Origin of the sequence: Pseudarthrobacter sp. CCNWLW217 (genome assembly GCF_037203985.1) — a bacterium.
Classification (GTDB): Bacteria; Actinomycetota; Actinomycetes; order Actinomycetales; family Micrococcaceae; genus Arthrobacter.
In genome coordinates this window covers 19,023-39,014 of record NZ_JBBCBT010000020.1, presented here as the reverse complement: position 1 = coordinate 39,014, position 19,992 = coordinate 19,023, and the positions used below count along the sequence as shown (strand labels likewise).

The 19,992-nt window shown below is 63.8% G+C and carries 16 protein-coding genes and 1 pseudogene; 12 read left to right on the top strand and 5 right to left on the bottom strand.

What is annotated here, in order from left to right; genetic code table 11:
• The 5 genes from V9L18_RS19220 to katG all read left to right on the top strand — a co-directional run bounded on the left by V9L18_RS19220 (window position 1) and on the right by katG (window position 6,217).
• On the top strand, window positions 1-1,287 hold the full coding sequence (locus V9L18_RS19220; RefSeq protein WP_337348754.1) for a metal-dependent hydrolase family protein: 1,287 nt from the start codon (window positions 1-3) through the stop codon (window positions 1,285-1,287).
• Between the two features lie 145 nt (window positions 1,288-1,432).
• On the top strand, window positions 1,433-1,789 hold the full coding sequence (locus tag V9L18_RS19215) for a DMT family transporter (protein WP_337348753.1): 357 nt from the start codon (window positions 1,433-1,435) through the stop codon (window positions 1,787-1,789).
• Complete coding sequence (locus V9L18_RS19210) at window positions 1,786-2,106, top strand: DMT family transporter (RefSeq protein ID WP_337348752.1); 321 nt, start codon at window positions 1,786-1,788, stop codon at window positions 2,104-2,106. Before V9L18_RS19215 ends, V9L18_RS19210 begins: the two co-directional genes overlap by 4 nt.
• Before the next feature lie 194 nt (window positions 2,107-2,300).
• Window positions 2,301-3,731, top strand: a complete 1,431-nt coding sequence (locus V9L18_RS19205; RefSeq protein ID WP_337348751.1) for an MFS transporter — start codon at window positions 2,301-2,303, stop codon at window positions 3,729-3,731.
• A gap of 191 nt (window positions 3,732-3,922) precedes the next feature.
• Window positions 3,923-6,217 (top strand): catalase/peroxidase HPI, encoded by a 2,295-nt coding sequence (gene katG / locus V9L18_RS19200; protein WP_337348750.1) that lies wholly within the window; start codon window positions 3,923-3,925, stop codon window positions 6,215-6,217.
• 118 nt (window positions 6,218-6,335) lie between these two features.
• Here katG and V9L18_RS19195 read toward each other — a convergent pair whose 3' ends face one another.
• Window positions 6,336-7,232: a LysR family transcriptional regulator gene (locus V9L18_RS19195; RefSeq protein ID WP_337348749.1), complete on the bottom strand. Its 897-nt coding sequence runs from the start codon at window positions 7,230-7,232 to the stop codon at window positions 6,336-6,338.
• 126 nt (window positions 7,233-7,358) lie between these two features.
• On the opposite strand from V9L18_RS19195, the gene V9L18_RS19190 reads away from it, so the two are divergent.
• Complete coding sequence (locus V9L18_RS19190; RefSeq protein WP_337348748.1) at window positions 7,359-8,060, top strand: type 1 glutamine amidotransferase domain-containing protein; 702 nt, start codon at window positions 7,359-7,361, stop codon at window positions 8,058-8,060.
• A gap of 107 nt (window positions 8,061-8,167) precedes the next feature.
• On the opposite strand, the gene V9L18_RS19185 is transcribed toward V9L18_RS19190, so the two are convergent.
• Window positions 8,168-9,346, bottom strand: coding sequence for an ROK family transcriptional regulator (locus V9L18_RS19185; protein ID WP_337348747.1), 1,179 nt, complete (start codon window positions 9,344-9,346; stop codon window positions 8,168-8,170).
• A 160-nt stretch (window positions 9,347-9,506) separates the two neighbouring features.
• Between V9L18_RS19185 and V9L18_RS19180 the strand changes: the two genes are divergently transcribed.
• The 6 genes and pseudogenes from V9L18_RS19180 to ppgK all read left to right on the top strand — a co-directional run.
• The gene (locus V9L18_RS19180) at window positions 9,507-10,793 is read left to right on the top strand and encodes an ABC transporter substrate-binding protein (protein ID WP_337348746.1); all 1,287 of its coding nucleotides are present in this window, start codon (window positions 9,507-9,509) and stop codon (window positions 10,791-10,793) included.
• A gap of 71 nt (window positions 10,794-10,864) precedes the next feature.
• Complete coding sequence (locus tag V9L18_RS19175; RefSeq protein WP_337348745.1) at window positions 10,865-11,839, top strand: carbohydrate ABC transporter permease; 975 nt, start codon at window positions 10,865-10,867, stop codon at window positions 11,837-11,839.
• On the top strand, window positions 11,836-12,747 hold the full coding sequence (locus tag V9L18_RS19170; RefSeq protein ID WP_337348744.1) for a carbohydrate ABC transporter permease: 912 nt from the start codon (window positions 11,836-11,838) through the stop codon (window positions 12,745-12,747). Before V9L18_RS19175 ends, V9L18_RS19170 begins: the two co-directional genes overlap by 4 nt.
• Window positions 12,744-14,486 (top strand): glycoside hydrolase family 13 protein, encoded by a 1,743-nt coding sequence (locus tag V9L18_RS19165; protein WP_443197976.1) that lies wholly within the window; start codon window positions 12,744-12,746, stop codon window positions 14,484-14,486. The genes V9L18_RS19170 and V9L18_RS19165 overlap by 4 nt, the downstream gene beginning before the upstream one ends.
• Window positions 14,487-14,528: 42 nt before the next feature.
• On the top strand, window positions 14,529-16,439 hold the full coding sequence (locus V9L18_RS19160; RefSeq protein ID WP_337348743.1) for a family 49 glycosyl hydrolase: 1,911 nt from the start codon (window positions 14,529-14,531) through the stop codon (window positions 16,437-16,439).
• A gap of 93 nt (window positions 16,440-16,532) precedes the next feature.
• Window positions 16,533-17,303: pseudogene (gene ppgK / locus V9L18_RS19155) on the top strand (polyphosphate--glucose phosphotransferase); the annotation flags it as partial.
• Between the two features lie 57 nt (window positions 17,304-17,360).
• Here ppgK and V9L18_RS19150 read toward each other — a convergent pair.
• Genes V9L18_RS19150 through V9L18_RS19140 form a run of 3 tightly spaced genes read right to left on the bottom strand, consistent with a single transcriptional unit; the run spans window position 17,361 to window position 19,951 of the window.
• Window positions 17,361-18,350, bottom strand: a complete 990-nt coding sequence (locus tag V9L18_RS19150) for a cyclase family protein (RefSeq protein WP_337348742.1) — start codon at window positions 18,348-18,350, stop codon at window positions 17,361-17,363.
• Window positions 18,347-18,601, bottom strand: coding sequence for a hypothetical protein (locus tag V9L18_RS19145; RefSeq protein WP_337348741.1), 255 nt, complete (start codon window positions 18,599-18,601; stop codon window positions 18,347-18,349). Before V9L18_RS19145 ends, V9L18_RS19150 begins: the two co-directional genes overlap by 4 nt.
• Before the next feature lie 12 nt (window positions 18,602-18,613).
• On the bottom strand, window positions 18,614-19,951 hold the full coding sequence (locus V9L18_RS19140) for a TRAP transporter large permease subunit (RefSeq protein ID WP_337348740.1): 1,338 nt from the start codon (window positions 19,949-19,951) through the stop codon (window positions 18,614-18,616).
• Window positions 19,952-19,992 lie beyond the last annotated feature (41 nt).

Sequence of the window (19,992 nt, the reverse complement as noted above, 5' to 3'; positions counted from 1 at the left end):
GTGATCCCCAACCTCCCGGGAAACCTGACCATCCGGAACGCCAGGATCTTCGACGGCGAATCCCCTACTCTCGTTGAAGGTTCCATCGCTGTCCGCGACGGCCGGATCACAGCCGTGCGCGGCACAACAGAGGACAGTGGCGCCTGGCCCGACTCCGAGCCAGTACTCGACGCGGGCGGCCGGGTGGTGATTCCCGGCCTCATTGACGCCCACTTCCACGCCTATGCGCTCAGCCTGACCTCCGCACTGAACGAAACCGGGCCTTTGAGCTACTCCGCGCTGGCCGGTGCCCGTAGACTTGAGGCAGCGCTGCGCCGGGGCTTCACTTCAGTGCGGGACGTGGCTGGGGGTGATGTGGGCCTTGCGGCTGCAATCGAGGAAGGACTGTGCCCCGGTCCCCGCTACTTCTTTACCGGTCCCGCGCTAAGCCAGACCGGCGGTCACGGTGACATCCGCGCCGCGAACGATGGAAGCTGCTTCCATGGCGGTCATATGTGCGAGGTAGTGGATGGCGTTGAGGACTTGCTGCGGGCGGTGCGCCACAGGTTCCGGACCGGTGCCACCGCCATCAAGCTCATGACGTCCGGAGGAGTGATTTCCCCGGTCGACCCGATCCGTGTCCCGCAGTACACCGCCGCGGAAATCCGCACGGTCACCGAAGAGGCCTCCCGGCGGGGCAGTTACGCCACCGCGCACGCCTACTCCCCCGAAGCCATCAGCCATTCGGTGCTCAACGGGGTTCGCTGCATCGAACACGGCAACCTGCTGGATGCTGAAACCGCCCGGCTCATGGCGGAGCACGACGTCTATCTCGTGCCCACGCTGGTGACGTACGATGCGATGGGCCGCCGCGGAGCCGAAATCGGACTTACCGACGTAGGTGCCGCTAAGAACCAGGAAGTACTGGCTGCGGGGAAGAACGCCGTGACACTGGCACGGGATGCCGGGGTCCGGATTGGCTTCGGCACCGATCTCATGGGTGAGCTTGAGGATGAACAGCTGGCCGGGCTGCGCCTTCAGGTCGAAGTGCTGGGCGTCTACGACGCACTCCGCTCTGCCACCTCAACGAACGCGGCACTCCTCCGGCGGGAAGACCTGGGACGCATCGTGGAGGGGGCCTGCGCGGACTTGGTGATACTGGACGGCGATCCCTTCGAGGAGCCCTCAGTGCTTTGGGACGGGAGCCGGAAACGCATCGTCATCAAGGCCGGCCACGTCGTCTCCTCAGACGCCCTTCGAGCCGGTCACGCGGCGAGGGACGAGGCCATCAGCGGCGCTCACGGCTGACGGCTTACCTCAGGCGGTAGGTGGCGCGTGCCCAAGGGCCCGCCACCTACCGGCTGTGCCGGGCCGGAAGCCAGGGAACACAAGCAGCGTCCACGCCGTTGCACACACGGGGACCAAGCCCCGATGATTCTCAAGGACTTATTGAATGAAGTGGATTCTTCTTGCCGGCGCGATTTTGAGTGAGGTGACGGCATCCCTTTCCCTGAAAGCGGCCCTGGAAAATCCTGCCTTCTTTGTGGTGGTTGTCGTCGGCTACACCGCGTCCTTCGGCTTCCTCGCTGCAGTCCTCCGTAAAGGCCTGGGCCTCGGTGTCGCCTACGGCATCTGGGCCGCGCTGGGCGTAACCCTCACGGTGCTACTGGCGGCCCTCATCTTCGGCGAAGCGCTGACCCCGATGATGATGATCGGCGTAGCCATGGTTATCGGCGGAGTCCTCTGCGTTGAACTGGGGTCACACAAAGAGCCGGCGAAAGAACCGGATAAGGAAATGGTTAGCTCATGATGTGGCTGCTGCTGGCAGGGGCAATCCTCACTGAGGTGACCGCCACCCTGTTCCTGCGGGTCGCATCCACGGGTAAGCGACGCTGGTACATACCTGTCGGCGTCGGGTATTTCCTGGCGTTCACCCTGCTCACGTTGACCCTGGACCAGGGAATGAGCCTCGGCGCTGCCTACGGCATCTGGGCAGCTGCCGGTGTCGCACTGACCGCGCTGGGAAGCCGCGTCTTCTTCAAGGAGAGGATCACCCCCGTCATGATGCTGGGGCTCGGCCTCATCATCGGCGGCGTGCTGCTCATCGAGCTTGGCGCCGTCCACTAGGGTCGAAGGCCGCCGTGCTGCTGTGGTCCAGCTTGTCGGTCTCGCGTTGACGTAACGGGCGTCACGCCATATCATTTATGAAACGATTCAAGGGAAAGGCCTTTCCTAGCCCGCGAACCAGTCACGGTCACGCTGACCATCCGGAACAGAACAGCTCCGGTTCCTTGCCGATGACGACGAAGGAATACATCGAAATGAGCACCACCCGCGGGAAGACCCGCCCCATCCTCGAAGCCGACGGGGGACGCCGGGATCCGAAGAAAGCCGCAATGAGCGGCTGGATCGGAAGCGCGCTTGAGTACTACGATTTCGCGCTGTACTCACTGGCCGCAACGCTCGTCTTCCCCGCCATCTTCTTTCCGACAGAGAACCCGACAGTGGCGATCATCGCCTCGCTCGCGACCTATGCGGTGGGGTATGTCTCCCGTCCGGTGGGCGCTGTTGTCCTGGGCGCGTACGGGGACCGCCACGGCCGCAAACAGGTGCTTGTTTTTGCGATGCTGTTGATGGGCTTCGCCACCTTCGCGGTGGGACTCCTGCCCACGTACGGCCAGGCGGGCATCCTGGCGCCGGCCCTGCTCGTGATCCTCCGGCTGATCCAGGGGTTCGCGGTGGCAGGCGAGCTCGGCGGAGCCAGCGCGATGATCGTCGAACACTCCCCCGATGCCAGGCGCGGCTTCTTCGCGAGCTTCAGCCTCCAGGGCACGCAGGTCGGATCGATCCTTGCCACCGCCGTCCTTCTTCCGCTCTCCGCCCTTCTCCCGGCCGACCAGTTCCAGGCCTGGGGCTGGCGGGTCCCGTTCCTGCTCAGTGCCTTCGTGATCCTGGCCGGCTACGTTATTCGCCGTCGTGTGCAAGAGCCGCCTGCTTATCTTGCCCACTCCGAGCAGGGCAAGGCCAAGCCCCGGTTCCCGCTCGTTGACCTCCTGCGCTCCTACCCGTGGGTCCTGGTCCGCTGTGTCCTGATGACCTTCACCAACGTGATCGGCATGGCGACGCTCATCTTTGGTGTGTCCTATGCGACCCAGAAGGGCTACGGCATTGGCTTCTCCAGCAGCGAATTCCTGTGGGTGACCCTCGTAGCCAACATTGCGGCCGTTGCGACCATCCCGTTGTTCGGCGGCCTGTCCGACAAGATCGGCCGGCGGATGCTGATGGTGGCGGGCGGCATCGGCGGCGGTCTCCTGGCGGGCGGATACTTGTGGGCAATCGAGCAAAAGAGCCTCGCGCTGGTCTTCGTGTGCATCGTGATTGTGCAGGGCATCTTCTTCCAGATGTGGAACGCAACCTTCGCCACGTTCTTCCAGGAGCAGTTCCCCATGCGGATTCGGGTGACCGGGTTTGCGGTGTCGCAGAACCTTGGCCTCATGATCGCCTCGTTCTTCCCGAGCATCTTCACGGCGGTGGCTCCCCCCGGGACGGCGAACGTTCCCCTCGTCATCGGGCTGACCACCTTCGGCATCTGCGTCGTCGCAGCCCTCGCTACCCTCCTGTCCCCCGACACCAGGGGCAAATCACTCGAGGACCTCGAAGCCCATCGGGCGGATCCGGAGTCACTGGCCAGCCAGGAGGCGCCCGAGCCAGGGTCTGCCCGCGAAAGCGAAAGGGCAGGCGCGCCGAGGTAACTTCCCGGTGTCCTGACAACGAAAGATAGGGGCAGGACGGCCCGCTGGTGCACACCAGCCGGCCGTCCTGCCTTTTGCCTTGGCGGCCTTAAGATTGCCCCCTCCCCCGGCCCACCCGTCTATGTTCAAATGGGAGCGTTAGACCGGCTGCCCGAGTCCGACCTCGGCCTCGGCCATATGGAAGGAAGCACATGACGGATCACCAGGACCAGCCCCCGGTCCCCACCCCGGAAAGCGCCCCAGGCCTGGACTCCAAGACCGACGGCGGGCTCCCGGTTGCCCCCGACAGCGCCACCTCGCACGGCAGCGAGAGTGAGAACCCGGCGATCGATTCGCCGCAGCCCAAGGCGCACCGGCCGCGGACCATCGCGGACTGGTGGCCAAACCAGTTGGACCTTTCTGTACTCCACACCCACCACCCCGCCGGCAACCCCCTCGGCCCCACATTCAGCTACCGGGAAGAATTCCAAAAGCTCGACGTCGACGCCCTCAAGCAGGACATCATCCAGGTCCTGACCACCTCCCAGGACTGGTGGCCGGCAGACTTCGGCCACTACGGCGGCCTGATGATCCGCATGAGCTGGCACGCCGCCGGCACCTACCGCGTCCACGACGGCCGCGGCGGGGCAGGGGACGGCAGCCAGCGGTTCGCGCCGCTCAACAGCTGGCCGGACAACGCCAACCTCGACAAAGCCCGGCGCCTGCTCTGGCCGGTGAAGCAGAAGTACGGCCAAAAGCTCTCCTGGGCCGACCTGCTGGTCCTCGCAGGCAACGTCGCCCTCGAGTCAATGGGTTTCAAGACCTTTGGCTTCGCCTTCGGCCGCCAGGACGTCTGGGAGCCGGAGGAGATTTTCTGGGGGCCGGAAGACGCCTGGCTAGGCGACGAACGCTACGTCGACGAGAGCCATATGGCGGAGGACGTCGGCGCCACGGAAATGGGCCTGATCTACGTCAACCCCGAGGGGCCGAAGGGCAACCCGGACCCCGCCGCAGCCGCAGCCTTCATCCGCGAGACCTTCAAGCGGATGGCAATGAACGACGAGGAGACCGTGGCGCTGATCGCCGGCGGCCACACCTTCGGCAAGACACACGGCGCGGGCAAAGCCGATCCACACATTGGCCCCGAACCTGAAGGCGCCGACCTCGAGACCCAGGGCCTGGGCTGGCTCAGCAGCTACGGGACCGGCAAGGGACCGGACACCATCACCTCCGGCCTCGAAGTCACCTGGACGGACAAGCCCACCCAATGGAGCAACCGCTTCTTCGAGATCCTGTTCGGGCATGAGTGGGAGCTCACCAAGAGCCCCGCCGGTGCGAACCAGTGGGTGGCCAAAGACGCCGAGCAGATCATCCCGGACGCGCACGACCCGCAGAAGAAGCACCGGCCAACGATGCTCACCACCGACCTCTCGCTGCGCGTCGACCCTACCTACGAGAAGATCTCCCGCCGCTTCCTGGAGAACCCGGACGAGTTCGCACTCGCGTTCGCCAAGGCCTGGTACAAGTTGCTGCACCGCGACATGGGTCCCGTCAGCCCCAACCTGCTTGGGCCGTGGGTCCCGGAAGCGCAGCTCTGGCAGGACCCCCTTCCGGCAGTCGATCACGAGCTGATCGATGAGCAGGACATCGCGTCCCTCAAGGCCGCGCTCCTGGATTCCGGCCTGTCTGTCTCGCAGCTCGCCGGCACGGCATGGTCCGCTGCCGCAACCTTCCGCAAGACGGATAAGCGCGGCGGCGCCAACGGGGCCCGGATCCGGCTGGAGCCCCAGCGCGGCTGGGAGGCCAACGAGCCCGAGAAACTGGCGACGGCGCTGCAGGCCATCGAGTCGGTGCAGCAGCAGTTCAACTCCGGCCAGAACGGGGGCAAGAAGGTTTCGCTCGCGGACCTGATCGTCCTCGGCGGCTGCGCTGCGGTGGAGAAGGCCGCGAAGGACGCCGGGTTTGCCGTCACCGTGCCGTTCCGGCCCGGGCGTACCGACGCCGCCCAGGACCAGACCGACGTCGAGTCTTTCCAGTACCTGCAGCCGCGGGCGGACGGGTTCCGCAACTATGTGCGCCCAGGCGTAAAGATCCAGCCGGAGACTCTCCTGCTGGACAAGGCGTACATGCTGGACCTCTCCGCGCCGGAGATGACAGCGCTCGTCGGGGGCATGCGGGCACTCGGCGTCAACGTCGGCGGGTCAACACACGGCGTCCTTACGGACAGGCCCCAGGTTCTGACGAACGATTTCTTCATCAACCTGCTCTCACCAGGAACCCGGTGGAAGGCGTCTGAGGGTGAGGAGAACGTCTACGAGATCACCGACGTCGCCACTGGCGAGCTGAAGTGGACCGCCACCGCGGTGGACCTGGTCTTCGGCTCCAACTCCCAGCTCCGTGCCCTGGCCGAGGTCTACGCGAGCGACGACGCCAGGGAGAAGTTCGTCAACGACTTCGTGGCCGCCTGGGTGAAGGTTATGGAGCTGGACCGGTTCGACCTGAACTGACCGCCCTCAACGAACGGAGGCATCCGGGCCGGCCGCAGATGCGGCTGGCCCGGGTCAGCCCGCCCAGCAGTACTCAGACCGCGCCGCCGTCGACCGTTTTCATCATCCGCAGCCACAATCAGGAGCCGGCCAGTCGATGGATGGCGGACGCGAGGGAACGCAGCTGGTGGTTGCGGTCGAGGTCCCCCGTGCGCGTAGCCAGGTACACGGTGTTCAGCGGAGCCCACTCAGGGGCGTGCAGGGCAACAAGGGTTCCGGAGGCGAAATCCTCCTCGACCAGGTACCGGGGCAGCACCGACATTCCAGCGCCTGCAAGGATGGCGGCACGCACGCCACGAAGATCCGGGACGATCCAACTGGTCCGTAGATTGTCAGGACGTCGTTCGAACACGGTGCGCCAGTAGCGCCTGACAATAGGCAAGTTCTCGGAATAGGCGACCACAGGGATGGCTGCCAATTCGGCCTCGTCGGGAGCATCTGCCGAAAGGCTTGAACGCCAGGACGGTGCTGCGACCAGGACGAATTCTTCGTCATATAGCGGTGTTCCGGTGACCCCCTGGACCCGCGGCTGGACGGCGCTGACCACCATGTCCAAGTCGCCGGCCCGAAGTTCATCGAGCAGGCCCTCAGCCAGCCCAAAACGGATCCGCAGCCTGGCGCCGACTGCCTCGGTGAGTTTTTGGGCGTGGGGCAGGAGCATGGCAGTCAGGAACTCTGCGGGTCCGCCCAAGTGGACGGACTCGTTGGCTCCGGACAGCGCGGAGATGTACGCGAGGTCGTCCAAGGCATCGATGTGCTGGCCCACGTCCTTCGCCAGTCCTTCTGCCTTGGGCGTCGGGGTCACGCCGGAAGGGCTGCGCTCAAAGAGCCTAAACCCAAGATTCTGTTCGAGGGAATGCACGTGCGTTGAAGCGGTGGGCTGGGACATGCCCAGCATCTTGGCCGCCTCGGTCAGCGATCCCACGCGGTAGACGGTGAGGAAGGTCCGCAGGTGCTCCAAGTTGTGAGTGGCCATCGGTGTAATCGTCGCACGGACAGGTCCAAGGAATTCGAATAGGGGCCAGAACTTTTTCGATACCACCGGGCGGGCGGGTGGGGGCATCATCGAACAGCACGCAGCAACCACTCCCGAAGGAACCACATGTCCCGCATTCTTATGGTCGTTTCAGCAGCCGATTCCCTTGAACTTGCCGATGGCACTCAGCACCCCACCGGCTTCTGGGCCGAGGAGCTGGTGGTGGCCCACCGTTCCCTCAAGGCCTCCGGTGCTGACATCACCATTGCCACCCCGGGCGGAAAGAAGCCCACCGTCGATCCCGGTTCTTTGAACCCGGAGATCGTGGGAGACGAGGGAAAGGTTCATGAATTTGAGCGATACCTCCTGGACATCGCGGAAGAGCTTGAAACGCCGGCCGCTTTGACCTCGGTCAGCGTTGCCGACTTCGACGCGATTGTCCTGCCCGGTGGCCACGGCCCCATGGCGGACCTCGCCACTGACCCGGATCTAGGCGCCTTGCTGATCGAGGCGAACGACGCCGGCACGATCATCGCACCCTTCTGCCATGGTCCGGCCGGACTCCTGAGCGCCACCTCGAAGGATGGCAGCTTTGCTTTTGCGGGCCGCCAGTTGACGGTGTTCACCGACGAAGAAGAGCTCACGGGAGGGACCGGTGAGTACACGCCATGGCTTGTTGCTACGACGCTCGCCGAGCGTGGCGCAATCGTAAAGTCCGGCCCGGCCTGGAGCAGCTACGTTGTCCGCGACGGCAACCTCATCAGCGGCCAGAACCCGCAGTCGAGCGAGGCCGTTGCCGCCCAGGTGATCGCCGCACTCGCCGAGTAGGCGGCAAGCAAACAGCGAGACCAAGCACTACCCTAAATGGGTGTCATCATGACCTGAGCGGCCGGGGAGTCAGCCCACCAACGGCTCCCCGGCTGCATGCCAGCCCTTCAGGCGAGCGAGCGTCCATCACTCAGTCCTATGCCCGGCAGGGTGCCGTGCACGAAGGCCTGGATGGCCAGGACGGCGGCACCCCGGCACCAGTCCACGTTGTCCTTGTTTCCCAGCACAATGGGCGGAGTCGAGGCGCGCGGATCACGGTCCATGGCGATACCCTCGCGCATGGCGTCCGCCGCTACGGAGGCCAGCCGGACGCCTTCTCCGGCGATAATTATCCGTTGCGGAAGTGTGAGGTTGCAGATGGCGGCGATCAGGCGCCCAAGTCCCCTACCGGCGTCGTCCGCTACCCGCCTTGCGGCCGGATCCCCCGCCTCCGCAAGGTCCAGGGCCGCCTCGTAATCCACGGAGTGCCCCAGCGCGTCCGAAACATGCCGGGCGATTGCATCTGAGTTCAAGACGCTCGTGGCGCAGCCGCGGTGGCCGGCAAAGCACAGCGGCCCGGTCGGGTCCAGCGGCCAGTGCCCCACCAGTCCAATACCGTAGTCATCGCCGGCGACGATAGTGCCGTTGGCTACCAGCCCGAACCCGGTGCCGGAGCCAAGGGTGACGACGGCGAAGCGGTCGTCCTCACGCCCCTCGCCAAACCAATGCTCATACTCGGTGAAAGCGATGAGATCGTTGTCCACCAGGGTGGGAATACCTGTGGCCTCACCCACCAACCTGGCCAATGGCAGCTCAGTCCAGCCCAGGAATCTCGCGTCCACCACGTATTCCCGGTCCCGGATCAGACCGCCGATGCCGATCCCAATTCCGCTTGTCTCCACACCTTCGCCCAGCTCCTCTGTCATCCGGGCAATCTGTTGGATTACAGACTCTGGATCTTGGTCCTCTATTTCGACTGTCCGGTGGGCCTGGATCTCGCCCCGAAGATTTGTCAGCGCCGCAATAATTTCGTTCTCGCGCAGCTTCATGCCTACAAAGTGCTTCGAGTCGATGTCGACGTCCAGGAGCCGGGTGGGCCGGCCAACCCGGCCGTCGTTGTGCTCCCCCACCTCGCGCAGCAGCCCGCCTTCCAGCAGGGGTGCGCTCAGACGGCTCAGCGAACCCGGGGATAGCTGAAGCCGCCGGGCTACGTCCGCGCGGGAGATCGGCCCTCTCCGGAGAACCTCGATGGCTACCGGAAGGGATGCATCTGTCGGCGGAACGGACCACGTTGAGGGACTCTTCACGCCTCTATCTTGGCATGACATTTTAGTTCTGTCACGAAAGATATCAGGCCTTCATCTAGTTGAAAAGTGACTATTGACACTCCTAATAGTTCTGATCCAGAATAATTCCCAGCCCGAAGGCGGGAACTTATTCGACCAATGGAGGTCAGCAGTGATCGGCATGAAGAAACCTTGGAGGGCGGCGTCGGCGATCCTCGCGGCGACCGCAATCGCCACGATGGGGCTCACGGGATGCGCAGCTCCGGAGAGCGAACCGGACGCAAAGACCCTCAAAGTCTGGTGGTGGGAAAACGAAGACAGCGCACTGGCCACGGGCTGGAACAGGGCGATTGAGATCTTCGAGGAAAAGCACCCCGATGTAACCGTGGAGTTCGAGCTCAAGACGTACGAACAGATGCAGCAATCAGGCCAGCTCCTGCTGGACTCCAACGATGCACCCGACGTGCTGGAGTACCTCAAGGGCAACGCCACTGCCGGCGTGGTCTCCCAGGCCGGACTCCTGACCGACCTGACGGATGTGGCTAAAGAACGCGGCTGGGACCTGGACAGCACCGCCCAGGACGTGGGCCTCTACGAGGACGGCGTGATGGGCTCCGGCCAGCGGTACGGACTCACCAACTACGGCGAGTATGTTTCGGTCTGGTACAACAAGGACCTCTTCGCCGAGCAGAACCTGCAGGTCCCCTCTTCGCTTGAGGAACTGGAACAGGCAATGAACAAGTTCGCCGGCGCAGGCGTCACCCCGCTGGCCCTTGGTTCCCAGGACTACCCCGGCACCCACCTGCTCTATGAACTCGCGCTGGCCAACATGGACAAGGACGCCTGGTCCGCCTACCAGCAGTTCGAAGGGGACGTGGACTGGAGCGCCTGGGAAAAGGCTGCCGAAACCGTTCAGGACTGGACTGAGCGCGCCTACATTAGCAAGGACTCCACCGGTGTCAGTGCACAGGATGCCGGCAACGCCTTTGTGGCGGGCCAGTACCCCATCTTCGTTTCCGGCACCTGGTGGGCCGGCAGCTTCGCGGACGAGATCAAGGACTTCGAGTTCGACCAGTTCCTCTTCCCCGCCACGGACCTGCACCCCGGCTCCGGCGGCAACCTTTGGGTTGTCCCCGAGAAGGCACGCAACAAGGAACTCGCCTACGAGTTCATGGAGATCACCATGAGCCCGGAAGTCCAGAACCTGCTGGGCAACGAAGGGGCCGTCCCCGTCGCAGCCGACGAGGACGCCATCACTAGCCCGATCGGCAAGCTCACCACCCCGCGGTTCAACGAGCTGCTCAACAGCGACGACGGCGGCCTCGGCTGGTACCCCGACTGGCCTGTTGCAGGACTCAACGACGTCCTGGTCGCCCAGACCAGCGACCTGGTCCAGGGCAACATCACTCCGGCGAAGGCCGTGGAAAACATCAAGGCAGCGTACGAGCAGGGCAAACCCAGCAAGTAGGGCGCCCCAACAGATGAGGTGGCGGGCCGCGGTATTTCCGGCGCGCCACCACATCGCCCAAAGGACACATCATGACCGCAGTCACCCCGGCCCCACCGGCCACCCCATCCCGAAAGCTCCCGCGCGGAACCAGAACACCGTGCCGAACCGCACGGGAAACCCCCCGCGGCTACTGGATCTACCTCCTGCCCGGCGCCATCGGCTTCATTGCCATCGTGGCAATCCCGTTCGGAATGAACCTCTACTACAGCCTTACCAGCTGGCGCGGCGTGGGCACCCCAAAATTCGTCGGCCTGGACAACTACACGCGGCTGGTGGCCGACCCTGCGTTCTGGGCGTCCTTCCTGCACAGCGGCGCCTTCATCGTGGCCATGGCCGTCATTCCCACCGCGATGGGCGTCTTCCTGGCCGCCGTGCTCTTCGACTACATTGCGCCAAAGTTCGGGACCCGCGCCGCCAGCATCCTCCGCGCCACCTTCTACCTGCCCCAGATCCTCCCCATTGTTGTGGCAGGCGTACTGTGGAAATGGCTCTACCAGCCCCAGTACGGGATCATCAACACGGTCCTGGACGGAATGGGCCTCGGCTGGCTGCAGCAGAACTGGCTGGGCGATTCCGATACCGCCATGCTCGCCGTCATGAACGTCCTGATCTGGCTGCAGATCGGCTACACCGTGGTGGTCTTCATGGCAGGGCTTTCCCGTGTTGACCCGGCCCTCTACGAGGCTGCGGAGATCGACGGCGCCGGCTGGTTCCAGCGCTTCTGGAGCATCACCATCCCCCAGCTTCGCCCGGAAATCGCCGTCGTACTGATCACTACGTCCGTGGCCGCGCTGAAGGTGTTCGCCCCGATCTATGTGCTCACCAAGGGCGGCCCCGGAACCAGCACTATCGTCCCCGCCTACTTCTCGTACTCAAACTTCTTCACCACCACACAGGTGGGCTACGGCGCCGCCGTCGCCTCACTCCTGGCGCTGCTCGTCACCATCATCGCGATCGTCCTGCTGCGCTACCAGACCCGCAACGCCGAGGGATTCGAAAAGTGACCACCACAGCCCCCGCCCCAGACACCGACCGATCCCTACGTGAACCACGGCAGAAGTCACCCCGCGTCAACAGGAGCGCCAGGTCCCGGCGCGGCATCACCGGTTGGACCATCCTGATCCTCCTGGCCGGGGCGGCTGCCCTGATGATCTTCCCGTTCTGGCTTGCACTGATCAACGCGTTCAAACCGTCTGCGGACTACATTGCAGATGGACCGATCGGAATCCCCACGGAACTCGACTTCACCGCGATCATCGACTTCTGGATCGGCGTGAACTTCAACCAGAAATTACTCAATAGCGTGATCCTCTCCGGCAGCGTGGCCCTGATCGCCGCCACGCTTAGCCTGCTCAGCGCCTACGCCATCGGAATCGGCCGGATCAAGGGCAGGGTGTGGATCCTCGCCGTCTTTATGCTCGCCTTCACCATCCCGCAGGAAGCCCTGGTCTACCCGCTCTTTGTCCTCTCCCGGGAACTGAACCTCTACGACAACCTGCTCGGTGTGACCATCATCCTGGCCGTCCTGCAGAGTGCCTTCGGAACGTACATGCTCGCCTCGGTACTCGGGTCCTTTCCCATGGAAGTACTGGAGGCCGCCCGGCTGGACGGGGCCAGCCGCTTCCAGATCCTCCGGCTTATCGTCCTGCCCCTCACCCGCTCCACGCTGGCCGTGCTGGTGACCTTCTTCTTCATCTGGACCTGGAACGATTTCTTCCTCCCCCTGGTCCTGTTGCCGAGCGCTTCCAACCAGACCGTGTCCGTGTCCCTGGGCGCCCTTAGCGGCCAGTACACGAGTGACCCCACCGCCCTGGCAGCGGCATCCATGGCCGGCATCCTTCCGGCTCTGATCTTCTTCCTTCTCTTCCAGCGCACCCTGATGCGCGGGGTAAACATCGGAGCCATCAAGTGACCATCCTCCAGCCCGCACTGCGGCACCCCAGCCTCCGGCCCACCAACGAATGGTGGCAGGCCGCCGTCGTCTACCAGGTGTATCCGCGCAGCTTTTCCGACTCCAACGGTGACGGCGTGGGCGACATCCGCGGCATCATCAACCGTCTTGACCACCTGGAAGACCTGGGCATCGACGTCGTCTGGCTCTCCCCCGTGTACGCCTCGCCCCAGGACGACAACGGCTATGACATCAGCGACTACTACGCAGTGGATCCCACCTTCGGGACCCTGCAGGACCTCGACGAGCTCATCGCCGCACTTCACGCCCGCGGCATGAAGCTGCTCATGGACCTTGTGGTCAACCACACCTCCGACGAACACGACTGGTTCCAGGAATCCCGTTCCAGCCGCAGCAGCCCTAAACGCGACTGGTACATCTGGCGCGACCCCCGGGACGGAGCAGAGCCCAACAACTGGGGTTCCTTCTTCTCAGGATCCGCCTGGGAACTGGACCCGGCCACCGGACAGTATTTCCTGCACCTGTTCTCACGGAAGCAGCCGGACCTCAACTGGGACAACCCGGAGGTCCGCACCGCCGTCTACCAGATGATGAACTGGTGGCTGGACCGCGGCATCGACGGTTTCCGGATGGATGTCATCAGTTTCATTTCCAAGCACCCGTCCCTGCCGGACGGGCAGATGGACGACGGCGGCAGCTGGGGCAACGGTATGCCGTTCTACGGGTCAGGGCCTCGGGTCCACGAATACCTCCACGAAATGCACGGCGAAGTCTTCGCCCACCGCCACGCTGACCTGATGACTGTTGGCGAGATGGTGGACGCAACCCCGGAGCTCGCCCGGTTGTACACGGACCAGGCGCGCCAGGAGCTGGATATGGTGTTCCACTTCGAGCACGTGGGCCTGGACCATGGTTCCGGTGGCAAGTTCACGCGCAAGGCCCTGGACCTGGTAGCGGTGAAGCATTCCTTCGCCCAGTGGCAGGAAGCGCTGGCCGGCGTCGGCTGGAACAGCCTTTACTGGAACAACCACGACCAGCCCCGTGCTGTCTCCCGCTTCGGCAACGACACCGACTACTGGTACGAATCCGCAACCACACTCGCCACGGTGCTGCACCTGATGCGCGGCACGCCCTACATCTACCAGGGCGAGGAACTGGGCATGACAAACATGTCCTTTGCCAGCATCGACGACTTCCGTGACTTGGAGAGCCTGAACTACTACCGCGAAGCACTGTCCGAAAGTGATGGCAGCAGGGCCGCAGAACTCCTGGCCGGCATCGCCGTGGGCGGACGCGACAACGCGCGAACCCCAGTCCAGTGGGATGCGACACCGAATGCCGGCTTCACCACCGGCGAACCCTGGATACCGGTGAACCCGAACCACACTTGGCTTAATGCCGCGGCCCAGACCTCTGACCCCGGCTCTGTTTTCGCCTGGTATCGCCGTCTGGTCCGGCTCCGGCACGAAGAGCACGTCCTCATCGACGGCGCCTTCAGCCTGCTGTTTCCCGAGGACCCGCAGGTGTTCGCCTACACCCGCACCAACGACGAGACCCGCCTGCTGGTCCTGGCCAACTGCTCCGCACAGCCGGTAACGCTTGCGCCGGAGCTCGCCAAGGAGTGGGCAGCGGATGAGGTTCTCCTCCACAATCAGCCGGGCCAGCGCTTGGCCGCCCATCACGGGCCCGGGCAGGAACTACAGCCCTGGGAGGTGATGGTCCTTCGCCGCCTCGTGTGAGGCCCTTCGAATTAGCGTCAGCTTCCAACGAGAGGAAACACTATGCCCGGAACAGGGCTAGGCCGACTGGCCAAACGCATTGCCGCGGCAGCCGCCGTCGTCATCATCAGCAGTGGTGCTGCGCTGCCGGCGCAGGCAGCACCACAAGCAAAAGCAGCAGTACCGGCTGCCCCGAAAGACACTTCCATCAGCACCGCTGACAACAGCAACCTGCACACGTGGTGGCACAACAACGGAGTCTTCAACACCACGAGCCCCACCGGAGACAACGAGGTGCGCCGGTCCTCCTTCTACAACGTACAGGTGGCGCAGGACAACCAGCCGGAAAAGGCCTATGACGCCTTCACCTACATGAGCATCCCCCGCAGCGGGAAGGGCAAGATCGGCTACACCAAGGAAGACGGCGCCGAGTTCTCCTCCCAGGCCGGCCTCACCATGAGCTGGTCAAGCTTCGAATACGCCAAGGACGTCTGGGTGGACGTGAGCCTCCGGACCGGCCAGAGCATCACCTCAGCGGACCAGGTGCAGATCCGCCCCAGCAGCTACAACTTCGAAAAGCAGCTCGTTGACGCAGACACCGTGAGGATCAAGGTGCCGTACTCCGACGCCGGATACCGGTTCTCGGTGGAATTCGAGCCGCAGCTGTACACGTCCTACAACGACATGTCCGGGGACAGCGGCAAGCTGACCACGGAAGCCGAGGGCAACCGCGCTATCCACACGGAGCCCCTCAACTCCATGATGATCTTCGCGGAGCCGAAACTCCGGGGCGAGCAGAAGGAGCGGTTGATTCCCACGGAGGAGTCGGGCAGCATCCACTACCCGGCGGAAGGCGACGTGACGGACCTGAACTCCGTTAGCGAGGACATCATCTATTTCAAGCCCGGCACCTACAGCATGGGGTCGGACTACCACGCGGTGCTGCCGCCCAACGTCAAGTGGGTTTACCTGGCACCAGGAGCCTACGTCAAGGGAGCTTTCCGCTTCCTCCACGACAACCAGAACCAGTACAAGGTCACCGGCTACGGCGTCCTCTCCGGCGAGCAGTACGTCTACGAGGCGGACACCAACAACGGCTACAACCACCTCAGCGGCGCATCCAACTGCCACTCTTCCTGCGTGAAGATGCTGCAGTTCGCCTCGGCCGACGCAGAACAGCAGCTGGATCTGCAGGGGATCACAGTCAACGAGCCGCCGTACCACTCCTTCGTGGTCTACGGGAACGAGCAGACCTTCCACATGAACGTGGAGAGCTACAAGCAGGTGGGCAGTTGGTACTGGCAGACGGACGGCATCGAGCTGTACAAAGGCAGCACCATGAAGAACACGTTCTTCAACGCCAACGACGACGTGCTGAAGATGTACCACAGCGACGTCACGATCGATAACACGGTGATCTGGAAGAACGAGAACGGTCCCGTGATCCAGTGGGGCTGGACGCCGCGGAACATAGACAACGTGAATGTCTCCAACACCACTGTCATCCACAACCGGATGTACTGGAAGGACGTCAAATACAACACATGCATCCTCAATTCCTCCTCGCACTGGGAGGACATGGGTTCCACCACCAAGGCGGATCCCAACACAACGGTGAAGAACATGCGGTTCGAAAACATCACGGTGGAGGGAATGACCAACTGTGCCATCCGGGTCTACGCACTCTCGGACACGGAAAACATCCACGTTAAGAACCTCAACATCGGAGGCTGGAACGGGCTCGACTGGACCTCACAGGTCAGCCAACTCAAGCGCTACACCAACCCGGCCGGCGAGAAGGTCAGCATCGGGAATGAGGTTCCTGACGGCAACGGGCTTGCCTTCGAGGACTACTCGGTTGGCGGCGAGGTGATCGAAAAGGCCGGCAGCAACTGGGCCGACCATCAGCTGGGCCGGCTCGGATTCGACGGCGAGAACTGGAACAGCTGGAACGCCTTCGCGTCTACGCCCTGACTCGGAGCATCTAAGCAGCAGTCCTGCCGCGAAGCGGGCAGCAGCATCAACACGCTGCTGCCCGCATATTCGCTCATCACAGAACGGACCAGCATGGCCATCACCAACGACAAACCCCGAAGGTATATCGGCATCGACATCGGCGGCACCGGCGTCAAGGGAGGCATCGTCGACGTTGACGAAGGCAGGCTCCACGGAAGTTGCATTCGATTCGCAACACCACAGCCGGCCACCCCCTCTTCCGTCAGGGAAGTTGTCTCCCAGATCGTCGATGAGCTCACCGCAGGGAACGAAGGCCTGGACCCTGCCTCCACGGTGGGAGTGACCTATCCAGGGATCGTCCAGTACGGGATTTCGAGGTCGGCGGCGAACATGGATCCTGCCTTCCTCAACTTAGACATCAATGCCTACTTCACAGAGCGCCTCCGACGGCCCGTGGCTGTGATCAACGATGCAGATGCCGCCGGTCTGGCCGAAGTGCGATGCGGCGCCGGCAGGGGGATTAACGGGACCGTCCTTGTGATCACCTTAGGGACAGGCATCGGATCGGCTTTAATCTTCAACGGGAACCTGGTGCCCAACGCCGAACTGGGCCACCTGTCGATCGACGGCTTCGAGGCCGAGATCAAAGCGTCCGCCGTTGCACGTGAACGGGACGGGCTGACGTGGGAGGAGTACAGCGTTCGGCTGCAGCGCTACTTCTCGGAATTGGAGTTCATCTTCTCCCCCGAACTAATCATCGTGGGCGGCGGCATCTCTCAAAGAACCGACGAATACCTGCCGCTCCTCCGGCTGCGGACCTCGATAACGCCGGCAAGCCTCCAGAATGAGGCGGGCATTGTTGGGGCAGCCATGGAAGCTGCCCATGCGGCCGGCCTGGAGCAGCCCGCCGGCAATTTCCAGCCCGGAGAATCCCCGAGATCAGGTCAGTGCGGTGGCGTTGGCAGGCGACCCGGTTCCGCCGGAGATGTTGAGCGGCTTGATGGTGATCAACGCGTCCCAGTTGCCGGTGGATTTCATGTGCCGCGCGAGTGGGCCAAGGCGCCATAGTTCGCCAAGGGGCATGCCTAGTTTGGCCAGCAGTTGCTGGTGCATCATGCCGTGATCATTCGGGGCTGAGTCTGCGAAGGGGCTTCCGGGCACCACGGGCAGGCATTCGACGGCGAAAGTATCGGCTGCGATGACGGCGAGCCGGTTGTCCCAAGCCCAGGCAATGAACTCCTTCGACTGGGCAACGCCTGTGGCCCGGCGGTTATCGCGGGTCTCCTGTTTTTTCGCCGTGGTGAGGGCCAGGAACCATTCGCACCAGCCGGTGTGGAGCATAAGGATGTCGCCCTGCCGGAGACTGACAGCCTGGGCCTCGATCGCCGTCGTGATCAGCTCGAGGCCGAGGGGTTCTCCTGCTGCGTGGTCGATCGGGCTGCCCAGGCCAGCACGGTATCCGTCGAGGTCAACAAGAACTCCCCGGCCGGCAATGGGGTTCTCTGCCCATTCCTGGATGCCCAGGTCCGGCGTGCCTTCCCTAACCCGGTCATCGGGAGTGCCGTTGTAGAAGCCGACGTCATCAGCCCGGCGGTGCCGCAGCCCGTCAATCTGCGTGGATCCCTGGAGGTAGTAACCGTCCAGATAGTCATCGCGGTGGGCAGGGTGCGAGGAGTAGATGGTGTGCCGCGGTGCGCTGCGTTGGAGCGACATGCCGGGGTCGAACGCGTCGGCCGGGTAGTCCAGGCCAAAGGCTTCGCCGGTTCTGATGCAGTTCCTTGCGTCCAGGACAGTGCCAGCGGTGATGAACGACGGCGTGCCGCGCCAAGGCTCGGAGAAGAGTCCCCACGAGGTGCCCGCGAGTTTGCCCTCCCTGCCCAGGAGCGCGGCAAAGTCCGGGTACGCTCCGGTCCCCCGCTGGGATGTCATTGGGCCTTCGCTTCCTGCGGCTGTTCCTGGTTTTGGCTGCTCCTGTAGCTGAGGAGGAAACCGGCGATCGCGCAGACTGAGGCGGCCATGCACATGGGGAGCTTGATGGTGTCATTGAAGAACGCCAGCCAGCTCCCCTGCCCAAGAATCAGGGCCACGGCCTGCCCCACCACGAAGACGATGCCGCCTACGAGCAGGGCTGCCAGGGTCAGGACGAAGAGGACTTCGATGGCTCTTCGGATTTTGTGCATGTTTTGGGTTCCTTAGATCGGCAGGACGCCGAGGATGATCAGGACGCCGATGCCGAGCAGCGGGAGGGCGTAGTGGGTGAGCAGGCGGGCGAAGGTCTTGATGGGGTCGACGTCGGCGATGCCGCAGGCGACATACAGTGGCGCACCTCCCGGCGGGACGGCGGCTTCGCACGAGGAGAACACCAGGACGGCCACGGCCGCGGTGGTTGCCGGCACGCCGGCGGCGACGAGGGTAGCCACGCCGACGGTTCCGACGGCGGCCATGGTCGCCGTCGCGGACAGGGGTGCAGCGACGGCGATGATGATCAAGCCAATCAGGATCGCCAGAAGCCACAGCGGAAGGTTCATGCCGTTCAAGAGTGCGGTCATCTGTTGTGGAAGACCGGTTGCGGCGAGGGCGTTGGCTCCGGCGAAGGCGAAGACGACGGTGACGCCCACAATGCCGAAGCGCGGCGCTGAATACTGCAGCAGCGCCCACCAGGCCCGGCCACTGGTGGGTAGCTTCTTCCTTCCCAGGAGCGTGCCCGTGATGATCAGGACCACGGGGATCCAGACAATGACGCTGACGGATTTGGTGATGTCTTCCCCTGTCCAGTCCGACAGGGCTGTGGCGAGGCTGCCCGAGGTGATGACCAGCGGGATGGCCACCATGACGAACAGCATCATAGTGGTCCACCCACGGCCGAACGCAGCCCGGACGGGCAGCCGGTGCGCAGCATCCAGCGGGGTCATGCCGCTTTTGCGCACCAGCAGCCAAGTGATGACCAGCCGGTGCAGGAAGCACCAGAGACCGCCGAACAGCAGCGGCAGGACCAGCGCGTTGATATCCAACAGGGGCCCGACGGTGGCTGACCCCACCAGGACGAACATCGATGCGCTGAACGGGAAGGTGATGCCCATTCCCGCGTTGCCGGCGACCAGAGTGGCGGCCGAGGGCTTGTCCAGCCGCGACTTTTCCATCCAGGGGATGGTGACGGACCCGACTGTCGCGGCAATGGCAGCCTGGTTGTGGACCACCCCGCCCAGGCCCGCCGATGCAACGGTGGAGACCCAGGCCGGCCCTCCTTTGACGCCGCCGATCAGGGAGTTCAGCAGGTCAATGAGCCTGTCGAGCACACCGATTTTGTCCAGCAAGTACCCCATGAAGACGAACGCCATGGTTGCGTAGACGATCTCGTCCGTAATGGCCGCGTAGAGTGCGGTCCAACCGATCTGGGCCGCTGCAGCACCGGTGAACGGAAGCACCACCAGGAATCCGAGGATCATGGCCTCCCCGACGCTGCGCTTGATCACGGTGGTCCAGAGCAGGATGACGGCCAGGTAGGCCCCTAGTGCCCAGATGCCGATCATGCTGCTGCTCCTGACGGCGGGTTGCCGGTGGATAGTGAGTT